At 57.6% G+C, this 21,861-nt stretch carries 20 protein-coding genes; 14 read left to right on the top strand and 6 right to left on the bottom strand.

The window, feature by feature from the left end; genetic code table 11:
• Nucleotides 1-86: 86 nt before the first annotated feature.
• Together BN1188_RS00505 and BN1188_RS00500 are read right to left on the bottom strand one after the other, a co-directional pair.
• Nucleotides 87-1,034, bottom strand: coding sequence for a DMT family transporter (locus BN1188_RS00505; RefSeq protein ID WP_052469090.1), 948 nt, complete (start codon nt 1,032-1,034; stop codon nt 87-89).
• The gene (locus BN1188_RS00500; RefSeq protein WP_040259211.1) at nt 1,031-1,615 is read right to left on the bottom strand and encodes a TetR/AcrR family transcriptional regulator; all 585 of its coding nucleotides are present in this window, start codon (nt 1,613-1,615) and stop codon (nt 1,031-1,033) included. Before BN1188_RS00500 ends, BN1188_RS00505 begins: the two co-directional genes overlap by 4 nt.
• 185 nt (nt 1,616-1,800) lie before the next feature.
• Between BN1188_RS00500 and BN1188_RS00495 the strand changes: the two genes are divergently transcribed.
• From BN1188_RS00495 to BN1188_RS21790, 6 genes are all read left to right on the top strand, one after another.
• The gene (locus tag BN1188_RS00495) at nt 1,801-2,079 is read left to right on the top strand and encodes a type II toxin-antitoxin system RelE/ParE family toxin (protein WP_040259210.1); all 279 of its coding nucleotides are present in this window, start codon (nt 1,801-1,803) and stop codon (nt 2,077-2,079) included.
• Nucleotides 2,080-2,093: 14 nt separating this feature from the next.
• The gene (locus BN1188_RS00490) at nt 2,094-2,378 is read left to right on the top strand and encodes a HigA family addiction module antitoxin (RefSeq protein WP_040259209.1); all 285 of its coding nucleotides are present in this window, start codon (nt 2,094-2,096) and stop codon (nt 2,376-2,378) included.
• Nucleotides 2,379-2,531: 153 nt separating this feature from the next.
• Nucleotides 2,532-3,182 carry an AAA family ATPase gene (locus tag BN1188_RS22155; RefSeq protein ID WP_040259208.1) on the top strand — a complete coding sequence of 217 codons (651 nt, stop codon included), beginning with the start codon at nt 2,532-2,534 and terminating at the stop codon, nt 3,180-3,182.
• Nucleotides 3,173-3,535 (top strand): hypothetical protein, encoded by a 363-nt coding sequence (locus BN1188_RS00480; RefSeq protein WP_052469089.1) that lies wholly within the window; start codon nt 3,173-3,175, stop codon nt 3,533-3,535. Before BN1188_RS22155 ends, BN1188_RS00480 begins: the two co-directional genes overlap by 10 nt.
• Before the next feature lie 632 nt (nt 3,536-4,167).
• Nucleotides 4,168-4,938, top strand: coding sequence for a MarR family transcriptional regulator (locus tag BN1188_RS00475; RefSeq protein WP_040259263.1), 771 nt, complete (start codon nt 4,168-4,170; stop codon nt 4,936-4,938).
• 662 nt (nt 4,939-5,600) lie between these two features.
• On the top strand, nt 5,601-6,311 hold the full coding sequence (locus BN1188_RS21790) for a hypothetical protein (RefSeq protein ID WP_232430877.1): 711 nt from the start codon (nt 5,601-5,603) through the stop codon (nt 6,309-6,311).
• A 4-nt stretch (nt 6,312-6,315) separates the two neighbouring features.
• On the opposite strand, the gene BN1188_RS00465 is transcribed toward BN1188_RS21790, so the two are convergent.
• Nucleotides 6,316-6,681, bottom strand: coding sequence for a hypothetical protein (locus tag BN1188_RS00465; protein WP_040259207.1), 366 nt, complete (start codon nt 6,679-6,681; stop codon nt 6,316-6,318).
• Nucleotides 6,682-6,905: 224 nt separating this feature from the next.
• Here BN1188_RS00465 and BN1188_RS00460 point away from each other — a divergent pair, with 224 nt between their 5' ends.
• The 4 genes from BN1188_RS00460 to BN1188_RS00445 all read left to right on the top strand — a co-directional run bounded on the left by BN1188_RS00460 (nt 6,906) and on the right by BN1188_RS00445 (nt 10,468).
• Nucleotides 6,906-7,184: a hypothetical protein gene (locus BN1188_RS00460; RefSeq protein WP_040259206.1), complete on the top strand. Its 279-nt coding sequence runs from the start codon at nt 6,906-6,908 to the stop codon at nt 7,182-7,184.
• Between the two features lie 363 nt (nt 7,185-7,547).
• On the top strand, nt 7,548-7,877 hold the full coding sequence (locus BN1188_RS21455) for a DUF2790 domain-containing protein (protein ID WP_088776173.1): 330 nt from the start codon (nt 7,548-7,550) through the stop codon (nt 7,875-7,877).
• Between the two features lie 205 nt (nt 7,878-8,082).
• Entirely contained in the window at nt 8,083-9,408 is a 1,326-nt protein-coding gene (locus tag BN1188_RS00450; protein WP_040259205.1) for an OprD family porin, read from the top strand.
• 148 nt (nt 9,409-9,556) lie between these two features.
• On the top strand, nt 9,557-10,468 hold the full coding sequence (locus BN1188_RS00445) for a cation diffusion facilitator family transporter (protein ID WP_040259204.1): 912 nt from the start codon (nt 9,557-9,559) through the stop codon (nt 10,466-10,468).
• 11 nt (nt 10,469-10,479) lie between these two features.
• On the opposite strand, the gene BN1188_RS00440 is transcribed toward BN1188_RS00445, so the two are convergent.
• From BN1188_RS00440 to BN1188_RS00430, 3 genes are read right to left on the bottom strand one after another with little or no spacing between them, the layout of a single operon-like run.
• Nucleotides 10,480-13,617 (bottom strand): efflux RND transporter permease subunit, encoded by a 3,138-nt coding sequence (locus BN1188_RS00440; protein ID WP_040259203.1) that lies wholly within the window; start codon nt 13,615-13,617, stop codon nt 10,480-10,482.
• Between the two features lie 19 nt (nt 13,618-13,636).
• Nucleotides 13,637-14,878, bottom strand: coding sequence for an efflux RND transporter periplasmic adaptor subunit (locus BN1188_RS00435; protein ID WP_040259202.1), 1,242 nt, complete (start codon nt 14,876-14,878; stop codon nt 13,637-13,639).
• A gap of 40 nt (nt 14,879-14,918) precedes the next feature.
• The gene (locus BN1188_RS00430; protein ID WP_040259260.1) at nt 14,919-16,178 is read right to left on the bottom strand and encodes a TolC family protein; all 1,260 of its coding nucleotides are present in this window, start codon (nt 16,176-16,178) and stop codon (nt 14,919-14,921) included.
• Nucleotides 16,179-16,571: 393 nt separating this feature from the next.
• On the opposite strand from BN1188_RS00430, the gene BN1188_RS00425 reads away from it, so the two are divergent.
• The 4 genes from BN1188_RS00425 to BN1188_RS00410 all read left to right on the top strand — a co-directional run bounded on the left by BN1188_RS00425 (nt 16,572) and on the right by BN1188_RS00410 (nt 21,852).
• Nucleotides 16,572-17,246, top strand: coding sequence for a heavy metal response regulator transcription factor (locus tag BN1188_RS00425; protein WP_040259201.1), 675 nt, complete (start codon nt 16,572-16,574; stop codon nt 17,244-17,246).
• Nucleotides 17,243-18,631 (top strand): heavy metal sensor histidine kinase, encoded by a 1,389-nt coding sequence (locus BN1188_RS00420; protein ID WP_040259200.1) that lies wholly within the window; start codon nt 17,243-17,245, stop codon nt 18,629-18,631. Before BN1188_RS00425 ends, BN1188_RS00420 begins: the two co-directional genes overlap by 4 nt.
• A 121-nt stretch (nt 18,632-18,752) precedes the next feature.
• Complete coding sequence (locus tag BN1188_RS00415; RefSeq protein ID WP_040259199.1) at nt 18,753-19,217, top strand: DUF411 domain-containing protein; 465 nt, start codon at nt 18,753-18,755, stop codon at nt 19,215-19,217.
• Between the two features lie 169 nt (nt 19,218-19,386).
• Nucleotides 19,387-21,852 carry a heavy metal translocating P-type ATPase gene (locus BN1188_RS00410; protein WP_232430876.1) on the top strand — a complete coding sequence of 822 codons (2,466 nt, stop codon included), beginning with the start codon at nt 19,387-19,389 and terminating at the stop codon, nt 21,850-21,852.
• Nucleotides 21,853-21,861 lie beyond the last annotated feature (9 nt).

Raw genomic sequence — 21,861 nt, 5'->3', positions numbered from 1 at the left:
CCCAGGCGGGGCGGTTTCGACGATTCTTACCGGCAGCTACCGACCCATAGCTGCCCTCCGTCTCAGGCTGCAACCCTTATGAAGTGTTATACCCGCTGCGCTTGAGTACCTTCGTGCTGCACCTCTGGTTGAGCTACCAAAAAATACAAACACCCCACAATCAGAGCTGCACCAACCCAACCAAGCAAAGGGAGGCGCTCGCCTACGATGACGACTGCCAATACCGCAGCTACCACGGGTTCAATCAGCGATAGCGTGGTCGCAGTGCTTGCTGCAACCTTCGAAAGCCCAAGCCCGAACAGGATGTATCCCAGAAACATTGGTACCAGGATCATATAGAGACCTACCGCCGCATTGCTCCAGCTCTCCACCAAGCTGGCTCCCGTCAACAACAAAACCGGAAGAAGCATGAGGCCGCCCAGCCCGAACGTAGCACCCATGGCGGCGCTGGAAGACACACCTTTTCTCATGAGTCGATGAGCCGTCCAGGAATATAGGGCATACGTAGCGCCTGCAAGCAGGCCAAGCACAACGCCGAAGACGCTTGCTGACAGTGACACGTGAACAGCTGAGCTAGCATGTCCTTGAGCCTTGGCAATGCACAGCAGCACAGTTCCAAGTAACCCAAGGCATGCGCCGACAAGCCACCTTGCGGTGAGCTGCTTGCCATCGAACACTCGTTCGATGACCGCACTCAAGAGTGGAGCTGAGCCGATGGTAACTACCGTACCGATGGTGACGCCAGCCAGGTGCATTGAGGTGTAGAACGCCAAAGGGTAAATGGCGACTGCGATAGCCCCGATCAGCACGAAGGCCCAGTGGCTGTGCAGAAGGCTTCCGTCCCCTTTGATCTGTCGAAACGCCAAAAGCATCTGCAACAGCCCGCCAATCCCCATGGCAGCGGCACCAATGGCCAATGGACTTACGTCAGGAGCGAAGGTCGCAGCGGTGCCTGTGGTCCCCCACAGTACAGAGGCAGCCAAAACGCAGAACACGCCAAATCCGCGGCTAACAGGTAAGGCCCGTGTGCTCATCTTACTGCCTCCAATAGCGAGGCCGCGATAAGCCGAGCTTGCTGTACCCGTGCATCGTTGCCCTCCAGGCCTGCGCGGGACATTGAGCCCTCCAAAAGAAAGGATAGATGGGTTGCCGTTTGAGTAGCGGCTTCAGGACTAAGCGGCGATAACTCGGCCAGATGTTGCACCAGGAGCTGCTCAACATGCTCTTTATGGCGTCGAACTGCCTCACGTCCTACGTCGCCTGCGGGCAATTCGGCAGCAGCATTTAGCAAACCACAACCCCTGAATCCGCGTTCATAGGCAGAATTTGCATGGTCCGCGTAGGCATCAAAAATGGCCAGAACGCGTTCCTGAGCTGTCCTGGCTTCAGCCAAGCGGGCTTCATATAGTGCGAGCCACTCGGCATGCCGTGCCTCGATAAAGGCGGCCACCAGGTCAGCCTTCGATTTGAAATTGTTGTACAGGCTCATCTTCGCCACGCCAGCTTTGGCGGTAATGGCGTCAATGCCCGTCGCGGTAATGCCATCGTTGTAAAAAAGCGTCGCTGCGGCCTCAAGCAAGCGCGCTTTGGCGGCCTTCGTTTTTAAAGCTGGCAAGTGGCAACCTCCGGAATGGGTAGACTAGTCTACCTATTTCCATGGAGCGGTAAATCAGATTTGCTTTCAATGGCCGCTGAGGGTCGAAAGCGGCCCCCTTTCACCTCTAGCCGGATCCTGCTCTGTAAGGTTTAAGCTTACAAAAAATGGTTGCTAGGTGTAATGGATAACCTTACACTCCAGACATGATAAAAAGCTTCCGACATAAAGGCATCAAGGCCCTATATCTGACCGGCAACGCCAAAGGCGTTAGAGCCGATCACGTCGCTCGGTTGCGGCGGATTCTGGCTTCGCTGGATGTGGCCAAGGTGGCTGATGACATGGACGAACCAGGAATGCGCCTGCATCCGCTCAAAGGCGAGCTTGCAGGTTTCTGGTCGGTGAGCGTGTCGGGTAACTGGCGGGTGATATTCCGCTTTATCGATACTGATGTAGAACTGGTGGATTACCTGGACTACCACTGACAGGAGAACGTTAGATGACCATGCACAACCCTCCCCATCCAGGCGAGGCGCTACGCGAAGACGTACTGCCTGAAATGAAGCTGTCCGTCACAGCGCTGGCCAAGCACCTAGGATATTCTAGGGGGCAATTGTCCACGATCCTTAATGGTCGAGCCGCGATCACTGCTGACCTGGCTTGGCGCCTGGAGCTGGCCGGCTTGGGCAAGGCCCATATGTGGCTTGCTCGGCAATCGGCCTACGATTTATGGCAGGCGCAGCATAAAGACGTGCCTGCAATCGCTCGATTGCACGCGGCCTAGCAAGCGGCTCCTACGTGCCGACTAAACCTACACTTGTTCGCTTAGGCCACCTATGCCCCGTGGCGAGCGCAAAGGCTGATGCAGACAATCATAGCGAAGCGACTGAAACTTATGTAAGTTACGTAACTTATTCGGTTGAGGTTGAGTGCTCCTATGATTCTTCTACTAGGCGGTGAAAAGGGGGGTAGCGGTAAAAGCTGTCTTGCTCAAAACCTTGCCGTATGGCTGCAAGCCCGAGGTGGCGATGTCCTTCTTCTCGATGCAGATCCTCAAGGCACTACCGCAGACTGGGCAGCTGAGCGCTCTGCTCAGGGAGATTTGCCGGCAATCCCAGTCGTGCAGGCCCACGGTAATATCAGGCAAACGCTAGCGGACCTACGAGGTCGATACAGGCAAATTGTGGTCGATGCTGGAGGGTCGGACTCTGAAGCATTGCGTTCGGCTATGACTGTCGCGACGCACATGCTGATTCCGTTCCGACCAAAGCGGCGTGACTTGAAGACCTTACCCAAGGTGGACAATCTAGCCCGGTTAGCCACAGCCGTGAATCCTGTGCTGACGATCCGCGCCGTGATCACGCAATGCCCCGCATTGCCTAGCCAAGTGCAGCGAATTCTTGATGCCAAGGAGGCATGCCGGTCCTTTGGCATTCTGCCCTTGGATGCGATCACTACAGCCCGTAACGTCTACGACGATGCCGATGAAGACGGTTGCTCCGTTCTTGAAAGCGGCAATGACCCGCGAGCCAAGGAAGAAATCGAAACGTTGGCCACCGAGCTCTGGGGGAGCAGATCATGGGCTTGAAGGATTTGGTTCGTAAGCCTGAGCAGGCGGTTCCGCCGACCGAAGCCAACGAGGAAGCCGCGCTGGCATTCATTGCAGCTGCGCCTCTCAGCGCAACGCCCAAGGCGAAGCGCAAGCGTCGAAAAGCGCCTACTTTCGTGCGCACAACGTTCTCGCTGTCCAAAGATATCAATCTGAAGATCGATAAGCTTTCGATGCTGCCGCGTGAGTTCAAGGCAACCCGTTCAGACGTGATACGTGCCGCAATCATCGCGCTTCGGAAGCTAAGCAAGGCTGAAATAATTGCCTTATTAGAAGACGCTTCTCAGGCTGAACCCCGCGCCAACCGGGAGCCAGACGGCGAAAGCGAATAAGTTACATAAGTTATGTAACTTACATAACTTACGTAACGAATTGAAGTGAATCCTAGGCGCCACGGGGGCTTCAGACGTTCTAGCTTGCTATGCATAGCAAAGAAAATGTGGCTTAGTGCCGACGCGTTTTCGTTGCAGAGAAATTTCTGTGGTGATAGTGTTCACGCACTTTGCGTTCCCGAACGCTGTACGCCGGTGCTTGCGCAGCCGTTTAGAGGCCGACGTGAACCAGATAGAAAGAGATTTTGAGTGAGATAACCAAATCGTAGAAACCAAAAAGCCCCGGTTGGCGCCGGGGCTTTTTGGAAAATCCTGAACAGGCCTGTTTGAGATCGGGTACCTGTCCAGCACACATAACGTGAGCCAATTATGGCGATCACCACGGCTTCGTGCAAGCCCCAAAAAGTGATCCTAAGTGGCTCACCGCTGAATGGCGGACTTATGGAAAAGATTCCTCCGCAGGCTGTGCCGTACCCCGGCTTTAGCCTGTACACCGAGCGACACCCAGACCTGAATAGCTTCACCGCAGCGCATGGCCCGAGAGCCCCAGGCGGTGAAGCATGAGCCACCTCAAGGCCGTCAGGCTCGCCCCCTCTGACCCTCATTCCGCGTTGCGTCGCCCCGGCCGGCCGATGCCTGCCCGCTATGCCGCGCCGCGTCACCTCACCGAACAGCAGCTGAAAAACCCCCTGATCCGTAGCGCCTATGAGCGGCTGAGCAACATGGTCAGCTACCGCGGCCGCTACCTGCGCCGCCTGGACGGCGTTCACGGTGATCGCCGCACCCGCCGTGAGAAATTCTGCGCGATCGAGCGGGTGGCCGAGCAGCTGCTGGTGCGCCTGGACCTGGCCACCAGTGTGCTGGGCTACATCGATCCGCAGAACGGGCGCTTTGTGCTCAATACGCAGCGCGGCATTGCCGAAGATGCCGGCATTTCCGCGCCGGCGCTGTGCCGTTTGCTGAAGACCCTGGACGATGCCGGCTATGTGTACCGTCGCATCGAGCGCGTGCGCCTGGACGAAAGGGACGACAACGGGCTGCACCTGGTGCGCACCCGTGTTCTGGTGCGCTTCACCAAGCTGTTCTGGAAAGACCTGGGTCTGGCCTACGTCTACGAGCGCGTGCAGAAGTCGGCCAAGAAGCGCCGTGACGCCGCGCTGCGCGACATCGGGCAACAGCGCATGGCCGAGTTGGAACGCCACTCCCTGGAGCTCCAGCGCCGTGAGGTGTCCCGGGAGCGCTGGCAGGCGAAGGAAGCGCGCGAGGCCGGCGTAGAGCGCCCACGCAAGGCGCCCGTCCAGCCTCAACCCGAGACGCGAGGTAACACGGCCGTCAAGGCCGCGAACAAGGTCCAGAGCGCGATGGACAAGCTCTTTGCGTCGGTGGCCAACAAAGCCAAATAACCCCCCTGTTCTGCCCAAAATCCGTATCCGCTCACGCGGAGGCGTTGTCACGCCTGCGATTTAGTGCGTTTTTAACCGAGGTTTCCAGCGGGTATCGCCCGGCCAGGCAACTGCCCTAATCCCTCCGATTTTGCCCCCGAATCGCCCGCCCCGGGAGCGTTCAGCGCGGCGGCTTGTGGAGGCTTTGAAATAAATGGAATTTTATACCCTCTTCAGTTACCCGTCCCGGAAAAACAGGGAATTACGAGGTGTGGAGCCCCCCCTCGTAAAGCATAATGCCCACGCATTTCGTGCCGATGGCACGGCGTGGACAGGTGAACTTCAGTCCCGACTAAAGCCTGTCTAGGCGGCCCAGGGCGGTCCCCGCCCTGCCCTGGCCTGCGGCCACCCTACGGGCGCCAAGACCCGGATAAATCGCCCCAGCCAGGCCTCGCCTGGCTGCGCCTCAACCGGGCGCGCGTGCGCGCAGGCTTTCAGAGCAGGCAGCGTTTGAACGTCCGCACGGTGCCTTCGGTGAAGGCATGCGTTTTGAGCCCCCGGCCTGACCGGATGATGATGCTGACGCGGCAATCGTCACGGCGGCGGTACGCGGCTTTTTTTCAACGTGACAAGGCGTGTGGCTCTGGCTACAGTAGGTGCATTAAACGCACCTTTGAACTGTGATGACCGTGATTGCGACCTACCCTAAAGGCGACCTGCGCCGAATGCTCGCGGTCCTCGCCGCCATCGAGGCAACGCCCGACGCGACCCTGGTCAAGGTCGCAGCCAGGACCGGCCTCGATAAAAAGACCGTGACGCACCTGGCCGCCCAGGCGAGCGAGCAGGCCGGCGTAACCCTCACCAAAACCGGCCCGATCTACACCCTGGACGACTGGGGACCGGTGTTCAACCCGGCCGGCGCGCACCAGGCGTTGGCGGGCGCGCTGAAGGCCCCGGATACCCGGACGTCTACCGGTGGCCCCGACCCTGCTACGCCGGCCATGGGCCGGCAAACGGGGGGCAATGACCTGTGGTCAACGGTATGGCCGTGTGAATTGATCCTGCCGCTGGGGCACGGCTGGGTGGCCTGTAGCGACGCCCTGCCCTGGAATGACTATCAGGGAGAGCTCGAATACATCGTCTACAGCCCCGCGTATGGCGGTGACTTGCACCGGTGCACGTTCAGCTTGAGCGGAGCGCGCTGGTACGACGAACGCCAGGCACTGGGCATCAGCGGGGTGACCCACTGGCGCCTGACCCGCCGCGATGAGCCCCGCGACAGCACTTTGGATGGCCCGCCCCCGACGGTGACGCAAGTGGATGGCGAGCGCCTGGCCCTGCTGCACCAGTGGTGGGAGTGGTATCGCCACCATACTGGCATTGAGGAGGCCTAATGTCTCAGGGATGGCTTGTAAGCCGCGCTGCCGCCGGCGTGCCGTGGTACGCGTTCTCGTAGATCGCGGCGCTGTTGCCGGCGGCTTCACGGGCCATGGCGGCGACAAGCCGGTCCTTTAGCCGCTTCACTTCGGTTTCAAGCTCACCGATCCGGGCCTGCTGGTGTTTGAGCCGCTGCTGGTCGCTGTCGTGCTGGGTCACCAGCTGGGCGATCCGGCGCCGGCCATTGGCGAGTTCGCGGCACGCCTCGTCCAGCTCATGATTGAGCAACGTGCAGTGGTGTTTCCACGCGGCGAGCATGGACGGGATACCCAGGGAGAACGCGTCCTGGTCGGGCGCGGGCAGTGAGTTTGAAGGCTGTGCGTCCATGGCGGCTGTCCGGTTATAGTGTATGAATATACAGTATAACCCTAAGCGCGTGGTTGGGAATGGGCCTGCTGTCGCCATCCTGGAGAACGGCGCGCGCAATCGCTATCCGCCGCGAAGCCCTGCGTTTTGAAACCGAAGGCGCTACCTGATCATTTCGTCGCTGTAAACGACCCTGGCGTCCATCCTTGGCCTAACGTTAGGGGCTGACGCTAAGGAGGATACAGATGAAAGCGGCTAACGAAGTCTGGACCCTGGCCCGCCCCTTGCGTGCCTTCTGGATCGGGGAAGATGCGGTGTATGCCGCGTTTGATGCGCAGGGTGCCTTGCAGCTGGCCAACGCCGAATACGGTTATGTGCGTTTCAGTTTGGAGGACGTGATTCCCTGCGACAGCACGGCGCTACAAGGTCCGGCGTATTCGGCGGCCGGTCCGCGGCTGGGCACCCTCTGGCAGCAGCTGGCCCTGATGCCGGGACCGGGTTACCTCTGTGCGAGGCGGCCATGATGGGTAGCTACGTAGGGCCATCCTAATTATTCCCAAGTAAGTCTAATTGGCTAGACCGCTGGTGTGATGCCGCTGAGCAAATAGGGAATTTAGAGTGATGGTATTTCTCATTCATTACAAAATTGTAATTTTTCGATCATTTTTAGGTTATTAATACAAGCTTATTATAGGGAATGCATGAATGTGGATTGCTCCTGCGGTTCTCACGTGCGGCCTATTCACCTTTCTGCTCCTTTGGTTGGAGGTGAATTTTTTAGCGCTCATCGAGCGCTTTTTTTATTTCTGGATTGTCATTTTCAAGCAACCCTCTCGTTAGGAAGCGTTTTGGATAATACCTCCAACTTGAAACGAGGCACCTCCAGAATGAAACCTAAAAACATGATTTTGACAGTGGTGATGGCTTTGCTCGCTCCCGTCGCATTGGCGAAAGCTAACCCTAAAGCACTGGACCTGGAAATTGAGAAACAAAACCAGAAATCCTTGGAAGCCTATTCCCAGCAAACGGGTAAACCCGTACCAGAGGTAGTGGATTACCGTTACGGTATGAAGCTGGATGTAGCAAAACTGATCTACACTTCCCGCCCTGTAATATATTGCGGAGTCGTCAGTAAAATCATGAGCTTTGAGGACTCGCAAGGGGAGCCTCAATCGGTTCGGTACCGCGACCAAGGTGAATGCCGCACCAGGCATTAAGGTTGGTTTTTGCACTCGGACTTTTGAGCTTTAGTGAATGTAGAATTATATCGAACATTTCAGAATTGTAATTCTACGATCACCTTGCCGTTATCCTATTCCGTTGAAGATGGTGGTACCGCTTTGCGGTAAACAATAAATGGAGCGCGCTATAACGTTGCCCAGCCTTATTATCCAGGTACTGCCAAGGAATCAGGAGCAGATGATGTACAAAATCCCAATTTTCAGCCTGAGCGCATTGTGCGCCGTGCTGGCTTGCCAGGCCAATGCCGAGGATGCCGTTGAAGCCAAAGAAGGCTTTATCCAGGGCAGTAGCTTGAACATACTTAATCGCAATTTCTATATAAACCGGGATTACCGTAAGGGGCAGTCCGATGCGTCCGGCGACAGCTACTCCGAGGCCTGGGCCCAGGCAGCCATCGCCCGCTTCGAATCCGGCTTTACCGCCGGCACAGTAGGCTTTGGTTTTGATGCCTTCGCCATGGTGGGTTTGAAGCTCGATAGCGGTAAAGGCCGCTATGGCCCGGGCGGTAGTATCAATGTAATGCCCGTCAATGATGACGGACGGGCAGATGATGAATATGTCAAAGCGGGTGGAGCTCTCAAAGCCCGGCTATTTGATACCGTTATCAACGTCGGAGACGTCTCCCCCTACACGCCGGTTCTGGCCGCCGGTGATTCCCGGTTGCTGCCTGAAAGCTTTAAAGGGTTTACCGTTACCAACACCAGTATCGACAAGCTGACACTGATGGGCGGCCGGGTCCACGCCATGAGCCAGCCACAGGACACAAGTCTTAACGAGAATTTTGCGACCTTTTACGCAGGGCCAGTCGATTCGCCCTGGGCTGGATATGTAGGGGGAAATTACGAGCTGAATAAAAACCTCACGCTGGGTTTATACACCGGTCGCCTCAAGGACGCCTGGGACCAGCATTACTTTGGCGTCAACTACAGCTACCCCATAAACGACAACCTTGCGCTGTTCGCGGACTTTAACTATTACAATGCTACCGATGAAGGAAAGCGCTTGCTGGGTGAATTCAGCAACAATATCTTCAGTGGTCGTATTGGCGCTACTTATGGCCCTCATACCCTGGCGTTTTCAGCGCAGAAGAACAACGGGAGCGATGACTTCGATTATCTTCGGCAATCGGACTCCATATACCTTAACAACTCTATCCAATACAGCGATTTCAACTCGCCGAAAGAAAAATCCTGGATGGTCAGCTACCAAATTGACATGGGCCATTTTGGCGTGCCCGGTTTGACGCTCATGACGCGTTACGCCCAAGGGCGTGATGCCGACTATTCAGGGGCAAACGATGTGTACATGCGTCGCGATGGTGATGGCAATCCGCTCTCTGACCAGAAGCGTTGGGAACGTAACCTCGAGGCGAAGTACGTCGTACGCAGTGGTACGCTCAAGGATGCCTCGTTCCGTCTGCGTCAGGCGACCACCCGTGCCACCGCATTTGAATCGGATCTGGATGAAATCCGCCTGATTGTAGAATACCCGCTTTCCGTGCTCTGACCCCCCTAGGACAGCAGGCGCCCAGCTTGCTGTTCTCTCTGCCGTCCTCCCCTCTCTGTCCCCTGCCGCTGACGTGAAATCGTAGGAACCCTCGCAGTGAGGCGTTACCCAACGTTCGTATTCCTATTATCGATTCAAGGAGGCACCGATGGGTGCAGGCCATTCGCACAGCCATGGCGATGTTCGCGAAGGACATCAGAAAAAACTGGTTATTGCCTTGGCAATGACCACAGGCATCATGCTGGCTGAAGTCATCGGTGCATGGGTGACAGGAAGCCTTGCACTGCTTTCCGATGCCGCACACATGTTTACGGATGCGGCAGCACTGGCCTTGTCATTAGTGGCCTTGCAAATTGCCAAACGACCCGCTGATCGCCGGCGGACTTACGGGTACGCCCGCCTGGAAATATTGGCCTCAACGTTCAACGCTATGCTCTTGTTCCTGGTGGCCATGTACATCTTGTACGAGGCGTGGCAGCGGTTCTTCCTGCCGGCGGAAATTGCCACCAATGTCATGCTTTGGATTGCCGTTGCTGGCCTGCTGGTAAACCTTGCGTCCATGCGCTTGCTGGCCTCCGCCAGCGGTGAAAGCCTCAACGTGAAGGGGGCGTATCTGGAGGTCTGGGCCGATATGCTCGGCTCGCTAGGGGTCATTGTTGCGGCGTTGGTCATCCGTTTCACAGGCTGGACCTGGGTAGATACGCTGGTGGCTGTCGGTATCGGCCTTTGGGTCCTGCCGCGTACAGTGCAGTTGCTGCGAGAAAGCCTGAATATCTTGTTGGAAGGCGTTCCGGATGGGGTCAATCTTGCCGAAGTGGAAGCCACTATTCTCCAGATCGGCGGCGTAGAGGCCGTGCATGACCTACATGTATGGGCCGTCAGCAGTGGTCACAATCTCCTGACCGCGCATGTGGTGATCAAGTCAGAAGTGGCGGACCCAGACGTTGTACTGGCGGCTGTGATCGAGGCTGTCAGCCATGCCCATCACATCGGTCATTGCACCATTCAGGTCGAACGCGGCGATTTCCACCGGCAGGGCCCCGGTCTCCCGGAGCACTGACAGCGTCTGGATCACTCCTCGTCGCGGCGATGCGCCCACTGATAGAGCGCTGGCAGCACCAGTAGGGTAAGCGCCGTCGACGAAAGGATTCCGCCGATGACGACCGTGGCCAGGGGCCGTTGGACTTCAGCACCGGTCCCCGTGGCCAGGGCCATTGGGACGAAGCCCAGCGAGGCCACTAATGCGGTCATCAGCACAGGCCGCAAGCGCGTTAATGCGCCTTCACGGATTGCCTCTGTTAAAGGCCGACCTTCTTCGCGCAGGTTGCGAATAAAGGCGATCATCACCAGGCCATTGAGTACCGCCACTCCAGACAGGGCAATGAAGCCCACCCCAGCGGAAATGGACAGGGGAATGTCCCGAAGCCATAGGGCTACCACGCCGCCGGTGAGTGCAAAGGGGATGCCAGTGAATACGAGCATTCCGTCTTTGAGGTTGTTGAACATCATAAAGAGCAGCGTGAACACCAGCAGCAGGGCGACAGGTACAACGATCTGCAGCCGCTGAGCGGCGGATTGCAGCTGTTCAAATTGCCCGCCCCAGTCGATCCAGTAACCTGCAGGCACCTTCACGCCTGACTCGATGGCCTGCGCGGCTGCGCTCACGAACGAACCCAAGTCGCGGCCGCGCACGTTGGCTGTGACTATCACCAGCCGCTTGCCATTCTCACGGCTGATCTGGTTAGGCCCCATCACCAGCTCTACCGATGCTACCTGCGACAATGTGATGAAGCTGACACGTGATGGTTCGATGCCCGTCTGGGTTGGCAATGGGATCAGTAGTTGCGACAGCGTGGAAACGTCAGTGCGGAGCTCCTCAGGCAGGCGTACGGTGATATCGAAGCGGCGGTCACCTTCGTACAGCGTGCCGGCCTGTCTTCCGCCTACGGCGATGGAGATGGCATCCTGTACCGTGCCAATGTTCAGACCGAACCGCGCCGCTTTCTCCCGATCCACGTTGATGGTCAGTACGGGCAAGCCTGAGGTTTGCTCCACTTTGACTTCCGAGGCCCCTTCCACCTTTTGCAGGGTGGCGGCGATCTGATTGGCGGTTTGGTTCAGGACTGCCATATCATCACCGAACACCTTCACCCCGACGTCACTACGCACCCCGGAGATCAGCTCGTTGAAGCGCAATTGGATGGGCTGGGACATCTCGTAGTTGCTCCCTGGCACCAGTGCTGCGGCAGCTTCGATTTCCTGGACCAGTGTTTCGCGGCTTTTCTCAGGGTTGGGCCATTGATCGGTGGGCCTGAGCATGACATACGCATCCGAGATATTCGGCGGCATCGGGTCAGATGCGATTTCTGCCGTACCGGTGCGGGCAAATACCCGTTCCACCTCCGGAACATGTTGAAGGATCGAACTCTCTATCCGCTGCTGAATGTCCAACGACTGCGTCAGGCTCGTACCTGGTACCCGGATCGCCTGCAACGAAAAGTCGCCCTCACTGAGGCTGGGAATGAATTCGCTGCCCATCCGGCTTGCCACCACTCCAGAAAGCAGGATTAGCGTCACTGCGCCGCTGAAGGTGATGTTGCGATGGGCCAGTACCCAGTCCAGTGCCGGCGCGTAACGCAGCCGTGCGGTGCGCATCACCCGACCTTCTTCCTCCTTGACCCTGCCCGTTACGAACATCGCCACGGCCGCCGGCACAAAAGTGACCGACAACAGCATTGCGCCCAGCAATGCAATGACCACCGTCAATGCCATGGGGTGGAACATTTTACCTTCGACGCCAGTAAGGGCGAAGATGGGCAAGTACACGACCATGATGATCAACTGCCCAAAGATCAGGGCACGGCGCGCCTCCCTGGATGCCGCGAACACTTCATGGAAGCGCTCGGTGCGCGTGAGCTTGCGACCATGCCTGTGCTGCGCGTGGGCCAGTCGGCGAATGGCGTTCTCCACGATTACCACCGCGCCGTCGACAATGATGCCAAAATCCAAGGCGCCCAGGCTCATCAGGTTCGCACTGACCTTGTTGCCGAGCATCCCGGTGAACGTGAACAACATGGCCAGTGGAATCACCATGGCGGTGATCAGGGCCGCGCGGATATTGCCCAGGAACAGGAAGAGAATCACGATTACGAGGATTGCCCCCTCGATAAGGTTCTTCTTCACGGTGCCGATGGCTTTTTCCACCAGCGTGGTGCGGTCGTAGACCGTGACGGCTTTCACCCCGGCCGGTAAGGTCTTGTTGATATCTGCAAGCTTTGCGGCGACCGCTTTGGAAACCGTGCGGCTGTTCTCGCCCACAAGCATGAACACCGTACCCAGCACCACTTCCCGGCCGTTCTCGGTGGCGGCTCCCGAGCGCAATTCCTGCCCGATTCCCACCTCAGCAAGCTGGCTTACCCGGATAGGGCTGCCCTGCACGGTGGTGACGACGATATTGGCAATATCGTTGATAGTGCTGACCTGTCCTGGCGCACGTACCAGCAGTTGCTCGCCATTACGCTCGATGTACCCCGCCCCGACGTTGCCGTTGTTGCGTTCCAAAGCAAGGATCAGGTCCTCCAGGGTCAGCTGATAGGCCGCCAGTTTTCGTGGGTCTGGCGAAACCTGGTATTGCTTCGCAAATCCACCGATCGTGTTGATCTCCGCCACACCCGGGACATTGCGTAACTGCGGCTTGATGATCCAGTCTTGAATCACGCGCAGGTCGGTAGGGGTATAAGGCTTCCCTTCTGCGTTGAGTGCGCCATCCTCGGCTTCCACCGTCCAAAGGAAAATTTCCCCGAGCCCGGTGGAGATGGGCCCCATCACGGCCTCGATATCCTCGGGCAATTGCTCTTTGGCGCTTTGGAGCCGTTCACTGACCAGTTGCCGAGCGAAATACAGGTCGGTGCCCTCTTCGAAGATCACCGTGACCTGTGAAAGGCCTGAGCGCGACAGCGAGCGGGTTTGCTGCAAGCCTGGCAGCCCCGCCATAGCGGTCTCGACCGGGAAGGTAATGCGCTGCTCGGTTTCCAGCGGCGTGAAGCCGGGTGCGGCTGCGTTGATTTGCACCTGGACGTTGGTGATGTCCGGTACAGCGTCGATCGGCAGCTTTTGGTAGCTGGCAATGCCGAGGCCGGCCATGATCAGTACGCAAATCATCACCACGATGCGCTGTTCGATAGCAAACTGAATCAGTTTTTCAAACATGGAACACTCTCAGCGCGCGTCAGTGGGAATGTTCGGCGCTGGCTTTGCCCAGCTCCGACTTGAGGATGAAGCTGCCATTTGCGGCCACGTGCTCGCCGGCTTCCAGGCCTTTGAGCACTTCAAGGTAACCGCCATCGCGACGGCCGATGTCGACGGTACGGGCCGTGAAGCCTTCATCGGTCCGTACGAACAGGGTTGGCCGGTCTTCTACGCTTTGCAGCGCAGCTTCTGGCACGCTGACGGGGGCAGTGGCTTCCTGCGCAGCCACAAGAACATTCACAAACAGGCCAGGACGCCAAGCGCCTTGCGGGTTGGTCAGGGTCACACGTACTTGAGCGGCGCGGTTCTGTTCCCCCAAAAGGCTGCCCACGTAACCCACCTTGCCTTGCACCTGCGTTTGCAGATCGGGTGCATCGACTGTCACTTCTCGCCCTAAGATGACTTTTTCCAGCTCGGACGGTGGAACGTTAAACGTGGCCCATACCTGCGTTAAGTCGCTCAGGACGAAGGCTGTGGTAGTGCTGTCGACCCGTTCACCCTGACCCAGGTGTTTTTCCACGATCACGCCGTCGAATGGCGCTCGCAGTTCATAGCGGTTGCCGCCGGCAGTGGCAGTGTTTCCACCCAATGCACTGACCTTCTGCTTGGCATTGGCCACCTCAATCTCGGCCTCCTGGTACGCCTGTCGGGCTTGCAGGTAATCCTGTTCAGGAGAAATCTTCTCTTCCCACAGGGCTTTTTCCCGGCTTAAGGTGATGCGCGCTAGCTCCAGACGCTTGCTTGCTGCATTCAAATCACTCCGTTGCTGGGAGATATCCTGGCTTGCGATCACTGCCAGTACCTGCCCCTTGCGGACGGTTTCGCCTAGGTTGGTATTGACCTTTTCAACGAAGCCTGCAAGTTGCGGCACAATGTGACTGGTGCGGTCTTCGTCAAAGCGAATTTCACCGGGAAAGCTCACCGAGGTCCGCATGGGGCGGGCGGCGGCCATCACGACCTCTATTCCAGCGGCATTGATCTGGTCCGCAGTGAGTTTCAAGGCACCTTCTTCTTCGTGTCCGCCCTCCTCGGCGTGTTCGCCTTGTGCATGTTCCGCCTCGTCTTCGCCATGGCTTTCCGCTGCACCGTGTGCTTCCGGCGATATGGGTTGCGCCGAGCTTTCCCGGGCAAAGGACGGCCCAACCGAACTCACGGCGCCCCCGATGACGGCAAGCAACGCCAGTACGCCCAGTACCAGGGCGGCGTGGTTTTTTCTGTTCATTAAAGCTCCGAAGCCCCGGCATCAGCGAGGCGGCAGATAGTCAGTGGGAAATGGGAATGTCTGCCGAAGCGGGGCTCAACGCGGCCACGTCACCCAGCAACCGCTCCAGGGATGCCCGGCCCTCCGTAGCGGTGGCCAAGGCATCGAGGTACTGGGTGCGTGCTCCAATCAGCGTGCGCTGAGCATCGAGCACTTCGAGATAGCCGAATTTTCCTAACTCGAACCCCCGGGTAGCCGCATCAACGGCCTGCCGGGCAGCGGGCAAAACGTCCCGTTCGAAACCTTGTATCTGCACTGCCGCAGTGCTCCATTGGTCGAGCGCGGTCGCTGCTTCGCTGCGCAAACTCAACTCGGCCGCGACACGCAGGTCACGCGACTGGTCTGCTCGACGTGAGGCGGACAAGACATTGCCCTGATTGCGGTCAAACAGTGGTAATGGCACCGAAACGCCTATGACATTCACGCGCTCACGCTCGACCGCTTGGTACTGGCTACCCAGGCTTAGCGTGACGTCGGGTATCCGCTTACGCTGCTCCAGGCTCAAAGCGGCGTCGGCTTGGTCCATTCGCGTCTGCGCCAGTTGCAACTCGGTACTGCGCCCAAGCATCGCCTGCAGCGCGATGGAGGCAGGAGGAAGGCCCGGTGACGGCGAGGTATTGGCTGGCAATGCAGTAACCTCGCCCTCCGCAAGGCCTAATATGCGCGACAGGGCGCGGTATTGATTAGCGCGTTCCGTTTGCGCACGCTTGACGCCAAGGGCGGTTTCCACAAGTTGAACCTGCGCACGCGTAGCTTCCACCGGTGATGCTTTGCCAGCACGTACCCGCCCTTGAGCGACCTCAACCCCTCTGCGCGCGAGCGCCTGAGCTTCTTTGGCTAAGGCCAGTGCCGTATCTGCACGTAACGCCCCGAACCAAGCCCGGGTGACATCGGCTCGCAGCAGATCAGCCTGGCGCGACAGCGCCAGGTCCGCAGCGGATTGGCCAAAACGCGCGGTATCTATGCGTGCACCACGTTTACCACCAAGCTCAAGGGTCTGGCTTAGCGTGATGGTTTCGGTGCGGGTAGCGCGCCGGGTGTCCTCGGTCTCCCAAGACAGCACCGGATTGGGAATCAGCCCAGCTTGCACACGCTCGCCTTCGGCTATACCGATTTCGCGCTGGGCTGCGGCAAGGTCCGGATTATTGGAAAAAGCGGTTTTTACCGCTTCGGACAGCGAAGCGGGGGCGGCCAGGCTTATTGGGCTGAACGGCAGTAGGGCTGCCAAAAGCGCCCAGCGAAAGCGCGGGAATCGGGACATTGAGCAGAAAGCGAAAGCGCTGCTATGGCTGAGCACAACAAGACCTCTGTACAAGTTTGGAAATAGCCAGACCTCATCAGCCCGAACTGTGGCGAAGGCAATTTAGAAAACAGTGGTTATCAAAGGCGTTGCGGCAGCATTACAATTTCGTTATCTAACTAGTTCTCATGAGTATTCGGCTATATTTATTCTGGTAATGCGAATTGGACACTTTTTGAAACAATTATTGATGAAGGCGAGGCGGCCGCTGCCTGCAATCGGCATGAAAATGTGCTGGAAATCGCTGATTTTAAAAAACAAACCTTGACCCTGAAGCGGCTACAGACTTTATGCTAAGGGCTATTGCTGGGTGAAAGCTCGATTAAAAGTTGTACGTTATTTTGGAAATTGGCTATGAAGATTTTGGTTGTAGAGGATGAACAAAAGACTGCCGAATACATGCACCAGGGATTAAGTGAAAGTGGGTATGTGGTCGATATTGCCGGTACGGGTGTAGATGGCTTGTACCTCGCGCGAAGTCAAAACTACGATTTGATTATATTGGACGTAAACCTTCCCGAGATGGGCGGGTGGCAGGTACTGGAAGAGTTCCGGAAAACGCACGATACCCGGGTCATGATGGTGACTGCGCGTGGACGCCTTGGCGAAAAGGTAAGGGGGCTGGAGAGCGGTGCCGACGATTACCTGGTCAAGCCTTTCGAGTTTCCGGAGCTATTGGCGCGGGTGCGCACGTTGCTTCGCCGAAGCGAGAAAACCAGCACGCCCGATGTGGTGACGGTGGCTGATCTTGAGCTGGATCAAGGGCGGCATCGTGCCTTTCGCGGTGGCAAGCGCATTGATTTGACCACCAAGGAATTTGCCCTTCTTCACCTGCTCATGCGCCACAGTGGCGAGGTGATGACGCGGTCGCAAATTATCTCGATGGTGTGGGATATGAATTTTGACTGTGACACCAATGTGGTCGAGGTGTCCATTCGGCGCTTGCGGGCAAAGATAGACGACCCCTTCGAGAAAAAACTGATCCATACGTTGCGAGGTGTTGGCTATGTATTGGAGCTGCGCGAATGACACCACGACGGCTATCCACGCGATTGGGGTTGAGCGTGGGGGCTCTGAGTGCCTTTGTCGTGATCGCCATGGTTATCCTGGCCTGGTTCGAGATCAGCCATCAGCTCGACCTTCGCGCTCGGGAAAGCTTGGCAGAGAAGCTCCAACAGATTCAGCACACGCTTCAGGAAACCGCTGCAACCAAAGCCGACATCGTTTTGCACTCACATAACCTTCGCGATCAAGTCGCGGGTCATGACTATGTAGCATTGATGATCGACGAAACCGCTACCGATGGTAAGCGGCTACTCAGTGTTGGTTCGACCGCAGGCCAAGCGCTGCCTCTGGCGGAGCTTAATAGCGACCAGAGCTACCACAGTCTGGTGTCGCCTGAAGGCTATGAAATGCTGGTGGTATCCAAAGAGGTCAATCTGCGTGGAGGTCAATCCGTCAAAGTATTTCTGGTATTAGAGCGCAAGGATGACGCGCTTCTGGTGAATGCGTACCTCAAATCGGCGCTGCTGGTCTTACCGCTTATCCTGATAATGGTGGGAGGGTTTGGCTGGTGGCTCGTTCGGCGGGGTCTGAAGCCGTTGATGGCTTTTCGCGAAGTCAGCCAAAGCGTTTCCGCCCGGGAGCTCTCTTTAAGGATGCAGACGCAAGGGTTGCCGGAAGAACTTGAAGGGCTTGCCCAGGCTATCAACGTCATGCTGGATCGGCTGGATGCCGAGGTCAGCCAGATGGCCCACTTCTGCGATGATCTGGCGCATGAGTTACGTACGCCCATAAACAATCTGATGGGGAAGGCGCAGGTCACCCTTTCGCGGGAGCGTTCACCCGAAAGCTACAAGCAGGCTTTGGAAAGCTGTACGGAAGAACTGGAGCGTTTGTCACAGATGGTTTCGCAAATGCTGTTCCTCGCCAGTGTTTCGCAACCTTCCTCATTACAGCTCACAACAATCAGGTTACATGAGGAGGCAGGTCGTATTGCAGAAATGTTCCTCCATGTGGCGGAAGACAAGTCTGTCTCATTGACCCTTCACGGGGAAGCGGAGGTCCAGGGCGACCGGCTCATGGTGCAGAGGGCAATATCCAATTTGCTTTCCAATGCGATACGCCACAGTCCGCACGGTGAAGTGGTATCCATAGACATTACCCAGGATGCGGAGGCCACCCGGTTGGCGGTTGCTAATAAAGGCGCCGGGATCGAAGCGGAACATATTCCTCACATTTTCAAACGCTTTTATCGTGTGCACTCAAGCCGCTCGCGTAAGCAGGGGGGCACTGGGCTAGGACTTGCTATTGTCCGCAGTATCATGAACCTACACGGGGGAGAAGTGAGCGCCTGCAGTGCACCGGGCGTATGTACGACGTTTACATTGCAGTTTAGGGCGAATACACGTTAACGAGGCCACCTTACAGATTTCCGGGCCGATCCGACGGGTGGTGGCGCCAGGCGTGCATGCCCCTGTCAACGTAGGCAAGTGCTCTAATGTTTTTGAACTGGTTCTTTTCAGAGATGCGGCTATGAAATTCAAAGATCTTGTTAGCGCTGGACCACGTGTAGCATTACTCACGGTGCTGTTTACCGCGTCAATCGCACAGGCCAGTACTGCTCAGTTGATTGATGTGTACAGGGATCCCAATTGTGGCTGCTGCTCCAAGTGGATTGCTTACCTCCGGGACAATGGCTTCACGGTAAATGACCATTTAGAGGAAAACATGAGCGCTGTGAAGGCCAAGCTTGGCGTGCCTGAAAAGCTTATGTCGTGCCACACAGGCGTAACGGAGGGGAAATTTATCGAAGGGCACGTACCGGTACAGCAAATTGCAGAACTTGCCAGTCGGACCGACCTCGTCGGTGTTGCCGCCCCAGGCATGCCGATGGGCTCGCCCGGCATGGAAGCGGGTGAGCGCAAAAGTGCCTACCAGGTCCTCGGATTAAAAAAGTCGGGTGAGCAGGAGGTAGTAGCTGATTACCCCGCGCGTTGATTGCCTCCAGCACATCGCTGACCTACCGCTGCGCGTGGCTTCCTTGCACTCGCGGCGCGGTACCTTTTTCACATCAGTGCAGTGCGAGACAGGTAATCTTCGATTTTGCTTGACCCTGTAGCTACTACAGGCTGTTGAATGGCCTTATTTCCTTGTTAGCAGGCGCCTTATGAGCCAAGAAAATAAGCCTTCGTCGACGCTGCGTCCCGTTCCTGAGCAGGACAAATGTTGTGGTGCGAATTCCAAGCGCGATTCCCTGGTGAAGCTGCCGGCTAAAAGCTCCTTCGTGCATCTCCATGACCCTGTCGGTGCAGCTCCTACCGGTCCGTGCTGCCCGGCTGAGGGCAGCACGTTAGAGCGGGCGTGCACCGACGATTCAAGTCACGGCCACGGTCAGTGCACAGACGACCATGACCATGACCATGACGATGCACATGGGACCGCCGGGGCGGATACCTGCTGTTCCCAGGGAGCGCACGCAGCGGAAGCGATCGTCCCACGTTCCGTGACTCCAGGCCCTGAAGGGACTACTCAGGTCCGGTACCGCATCGACAAGATGGACTGCCCGACAGAAGAGCGGCTGATTCGTAATCGGCTGGAGCCGATGCCCGGCATCGCCCGGCTCGATTTCAATCTACTGAGTCGCGAGTTGACCGTGCATCATCGGCTGGATGATCCGCAAGCGATTGTCAGCGCTTTGGTTGCGCTGGACATGGGCCCTACCCTTATCGAGGCTGGAGCCCCGCCAATAGCTGCCCCGCCGGCGCTGACGAAGAGATTGAAAGGGCTGCTGGCTGTCAGCGGCGTCGCGGCTGTGGCCGCTGAAGCCATCGCCTGGACAACGGGGCAGGAAGGCTCATGGCCCGTGATGGGTTTGGCTGCTGTGTCCATTCTTGCCGCCGGTGTGCCTACCCTCAGGAAGGGATGGATCGCGGTGAAGAATTTCACCCTGAACATCTACTTCTTGATGTCTTTGGCTGTCCTGGGCTCCGTCGTGATTGGTAAATGGCCGGAAGCCGCGATGGTGGTTTTCCTGTTCGCCATTGCCGAAGCCATCGAAGCACTGTCGCTTGAGCGAGCGCGTAACGCGATCAAATCATTGACCGCATTGGCCCCAGAGACTGCGGAAGTCATGGGCGAAGGGGGCTGGAAAGAGCAGCTTGTCGGAGCTGTCGCGCTTGGCAGCCGCATCCGTGTTCGCACTGGATCACGGGTGCCATTGGATGCGACGGTGGAGTCTGGTCGTGCAGCCCTCGACCAAGCCCCTATTACCGGTGAAAGCCTCCCCGTGGACAAGGTGGTTGGCGATCCGCTTTATGCGGGCAGTATCGTGACCGACGGCATCGTTGAGGCTACGGTCACCGCAGTAGCAGGCCAAAGCACCCTTGCCCGGATCGCTGCCGCGATCCAGGACGCACAGTCCCAGCGGGCACCTACGCAGAGATTTGTGGATCAGTTCGCGCGTTACTACACACCGGCGGTCGTGTTGGTAGCGTTCTTGGTCGCTGTTTTAGGGCCGTTGCTGCTGGGGGGCACCTGGGGGGGGTGGCTGTATGAGGCCCTTGTCCTGCTGGTCATTGCTTGCCCTTGTGCCCTGGTCGTCTCCACGCCTATCACCGTGGTAAGTGGCCTTGCCGCAGCTGCCCGCTCCGGCATCCTGATCAAGGGGGGGGTGTACCTTGAAAGCGGTCGGCTGCTGAAAGTGGTTGCCTTGGACAAGACCGGCACGTTGACCCAGGGCAAGCCTGTTTTAACGGACGCGGAAACCTTCAGTGACCTGCCGATCGAAAAGGCCACGTTGATCGCGGCCAGTCTGGACGAACAGAGTACTCACCCCGTAGCGAAAGCACTGGTCAATGGGTGGAAGACCCAGCAACCTGGCGTTTCGACCCTGCTTGTCAGCGACTTCAGTGTGCTGAATGGACGAGGCGTGAAAGGCTTCATTGATGGCCAACTGTGGCACCTGGGTAATCACCGATTGGTTGAAGAACTGGGAGTGTGCTCTCCGGCGCTCGAGGCCAGGCTTTCACGGCTCGAAAATGCGGGCAAAACGGTCATCGTGCTGTGTGGTGCTGAAGGTCCCGCTGCAATATTCGGGGTCGCGGATACCGTTCGACCCGAGAGCTTCGAAGCTGTCGCTGCGCTGAAGGCGTTGAACGTTGTCCCGGTGATGCTGACGGGTGACAACCCCGCGACGGCGAAGTCGATCGCTGATCAGTTAGGTGTTACCGATGCACGCGGAAATCTCATGCCAGAGGACAAGCAGACCGCAGTCGCTGAGCTCAAACGTCGATATGGCCACATTGGGATGGTCGGGGACGGTGTGAACGACGCCCCTGCTTTGGCGCAGTCCGATATCGGTTTCGCCATGGGAGCCGCTGGGACAGCCACGGCCCTTGAAACCGCGGATGTCGCAATCATGGATGATGACCCACGCAAGATCGCTGATTTCATTCGGCTTAGTCGTCGCTCCGCTTCCATTTTGAAGCAAAACATCACGCTGGCATTGGGGATAAAAGTTGTCTTTCTAGCACTGGCTCTGTCGGGCATCGCCACCTTATGGATGGCAGTCTTCGCCGACATGGGAGCGAGCCTGCTCGTCGTGTTCAATGGTCTGCGGCTCTTGCGTCGGTGACACGACAGC

The organism is Pseudomonas massiliensis (assembly GCF_000826105.1).
Lineage (GTDB): Bacteria > Pseudomonadota > Gammaproteobacteria > Pseudomonadales > Pseudomonadaceae > Aquipseudomonas > Aquipseudomonas massiliensis.
This window is presented reverse-complemented; position numbering and strand designations above follow the sequence as displayed.

Bases quoted from the DNA above. Each gene is read 5' to 3' on its own strand.
- BN1188_RS00505 (WP_052469090.1), bottom strand. From the start codon at position 1,034: ATGAGCACACGGGCCTTACCTGTTAGCCGCGGATTTGGCGTGTTCTGC.
- BN1188_RS00495 (WP_040259210.1), top strand. From the start codon at position 1,801: ATGATAAAAAGCTTCCGACATAAAGGCATCAAGGCCCTATATCTGACC.
- BN1188_RS00490 (WP_040259209.1), top strand. From the start codon at position 2,094: ATGACCATGCACAACCCTCCCCATCCAGGCGAGGCGCTACGCGAAGAC.
- BN1188_RS22155 (WP_040259208.1), top strand. From the start codon at position 2,532: ATGATTCTTCTACTAGGCGGTGAAAAGGGGGGTAGCGGTAAAAGCTGT.
- BN1188_RS00480 (WP_052469089.1), top strand. From the start codon at position 3,173: ATGGGCTTGAAGGATTTGGTTCGTAAGCCTGAGCAGGCGGTTCCGCCG.
- BN1188_RS00475 (WP_040259263.1), top strand. From the start codon at position 4,168: ATGCCTGCCCGCTATGCCGCGCCGCGTCACCTCACCGAACAGCAGCTG.
- BN1188_RS21790 (WP_232430877.1), top strand. From the start codon at position 5,601: ATGACCGTGATTGCGACCTACCCTAAAGGCGACCTGCGCCGAATGCTC.
- BN1188_RS00465 (WP_040259207.1), bottom strand. From the start codon at position 6,681: ATGGACGCACAGCCTTCAAACTCACTGCCCGCGCCCGACCAGGACGCG.
- BN1188_RS00460 (WP_040259206.1), top strand. From the start codon at position 6,906: ATGAAAGCGGCTAACGAAGTCTGGACCCTGGCCCGCCCCTTGCGTGCC.
- BN1188_RS21455 (WP_088776173.1), top strand. From the start codon at position 7,548: ATGAAACCTAAAAACATGATTTTGACAGTGGTGATGGCTTTGCTCGCT.
- BN1188_RS00450 (WP_040259205.1), top strand. From the start codon at position 8,083: ATGTACAAAATCCCAATTTTCAGCCTGAGCGCATTGTGCGCCGTGCTG.
- BN1188_RS00445 (WP_040259204.1), top strand. From the start codon at position 9,557: ATGGGTGCAGGCCATTCGCACAGCCATGGCGATGTTCGCGAAGGACAT.
- BN1188_RS00440 (WP_040259203.1), bottom strand. From the start codon at position 13,617: ATGTTTGAAAAACTGATTCAGTTTGCTATCGAACAGCGCATCGTGGTG.
- BN1188_RS00435 (WP_040259202.1), bottom strand. From the start codon at position 14,878: ATGAACAGAAAAAACCACGCCGCCCTGGTACTGGGCGTACTGGCGTTG.
- BN1188_RS00430 (WP_040259260.1), bottom strand. From the start codon at position 16,178: ATGTCCCGATTCCCGCGCTTTCGCTGGGCGCTTTTGGCAGCCCTACTG.
- BN1188_RS00425 (WP_040259201.1), top strand. From the start codon at position 16,572: ATGAAGATTTTGGTTGTAGAGGATGAACAAAAGACTGCCGAATACATG.
- BN1188_RS00420 (WP_040259200.1), top strand. From the start codon at position 17,243: ATGACACCACGACGGCTATCCACGCGATTGGGGTTGAGCGTGGGGGCT.
- BN1188_RS00415 (WP_040259199.1), top strand. From the start codon at position 18,753: ATGAAATTCAAAGATCTTGTTAGCGCTGGACCACGTGTAGCATTACTC.
- BN1188_RS00410 (WP_232430876.1), top strand. From the start codon at position 19,387: ATGAGCCAAGAAAATAAGCCTTCGTCGACGCTGCGTCCCGTTCCTGAG.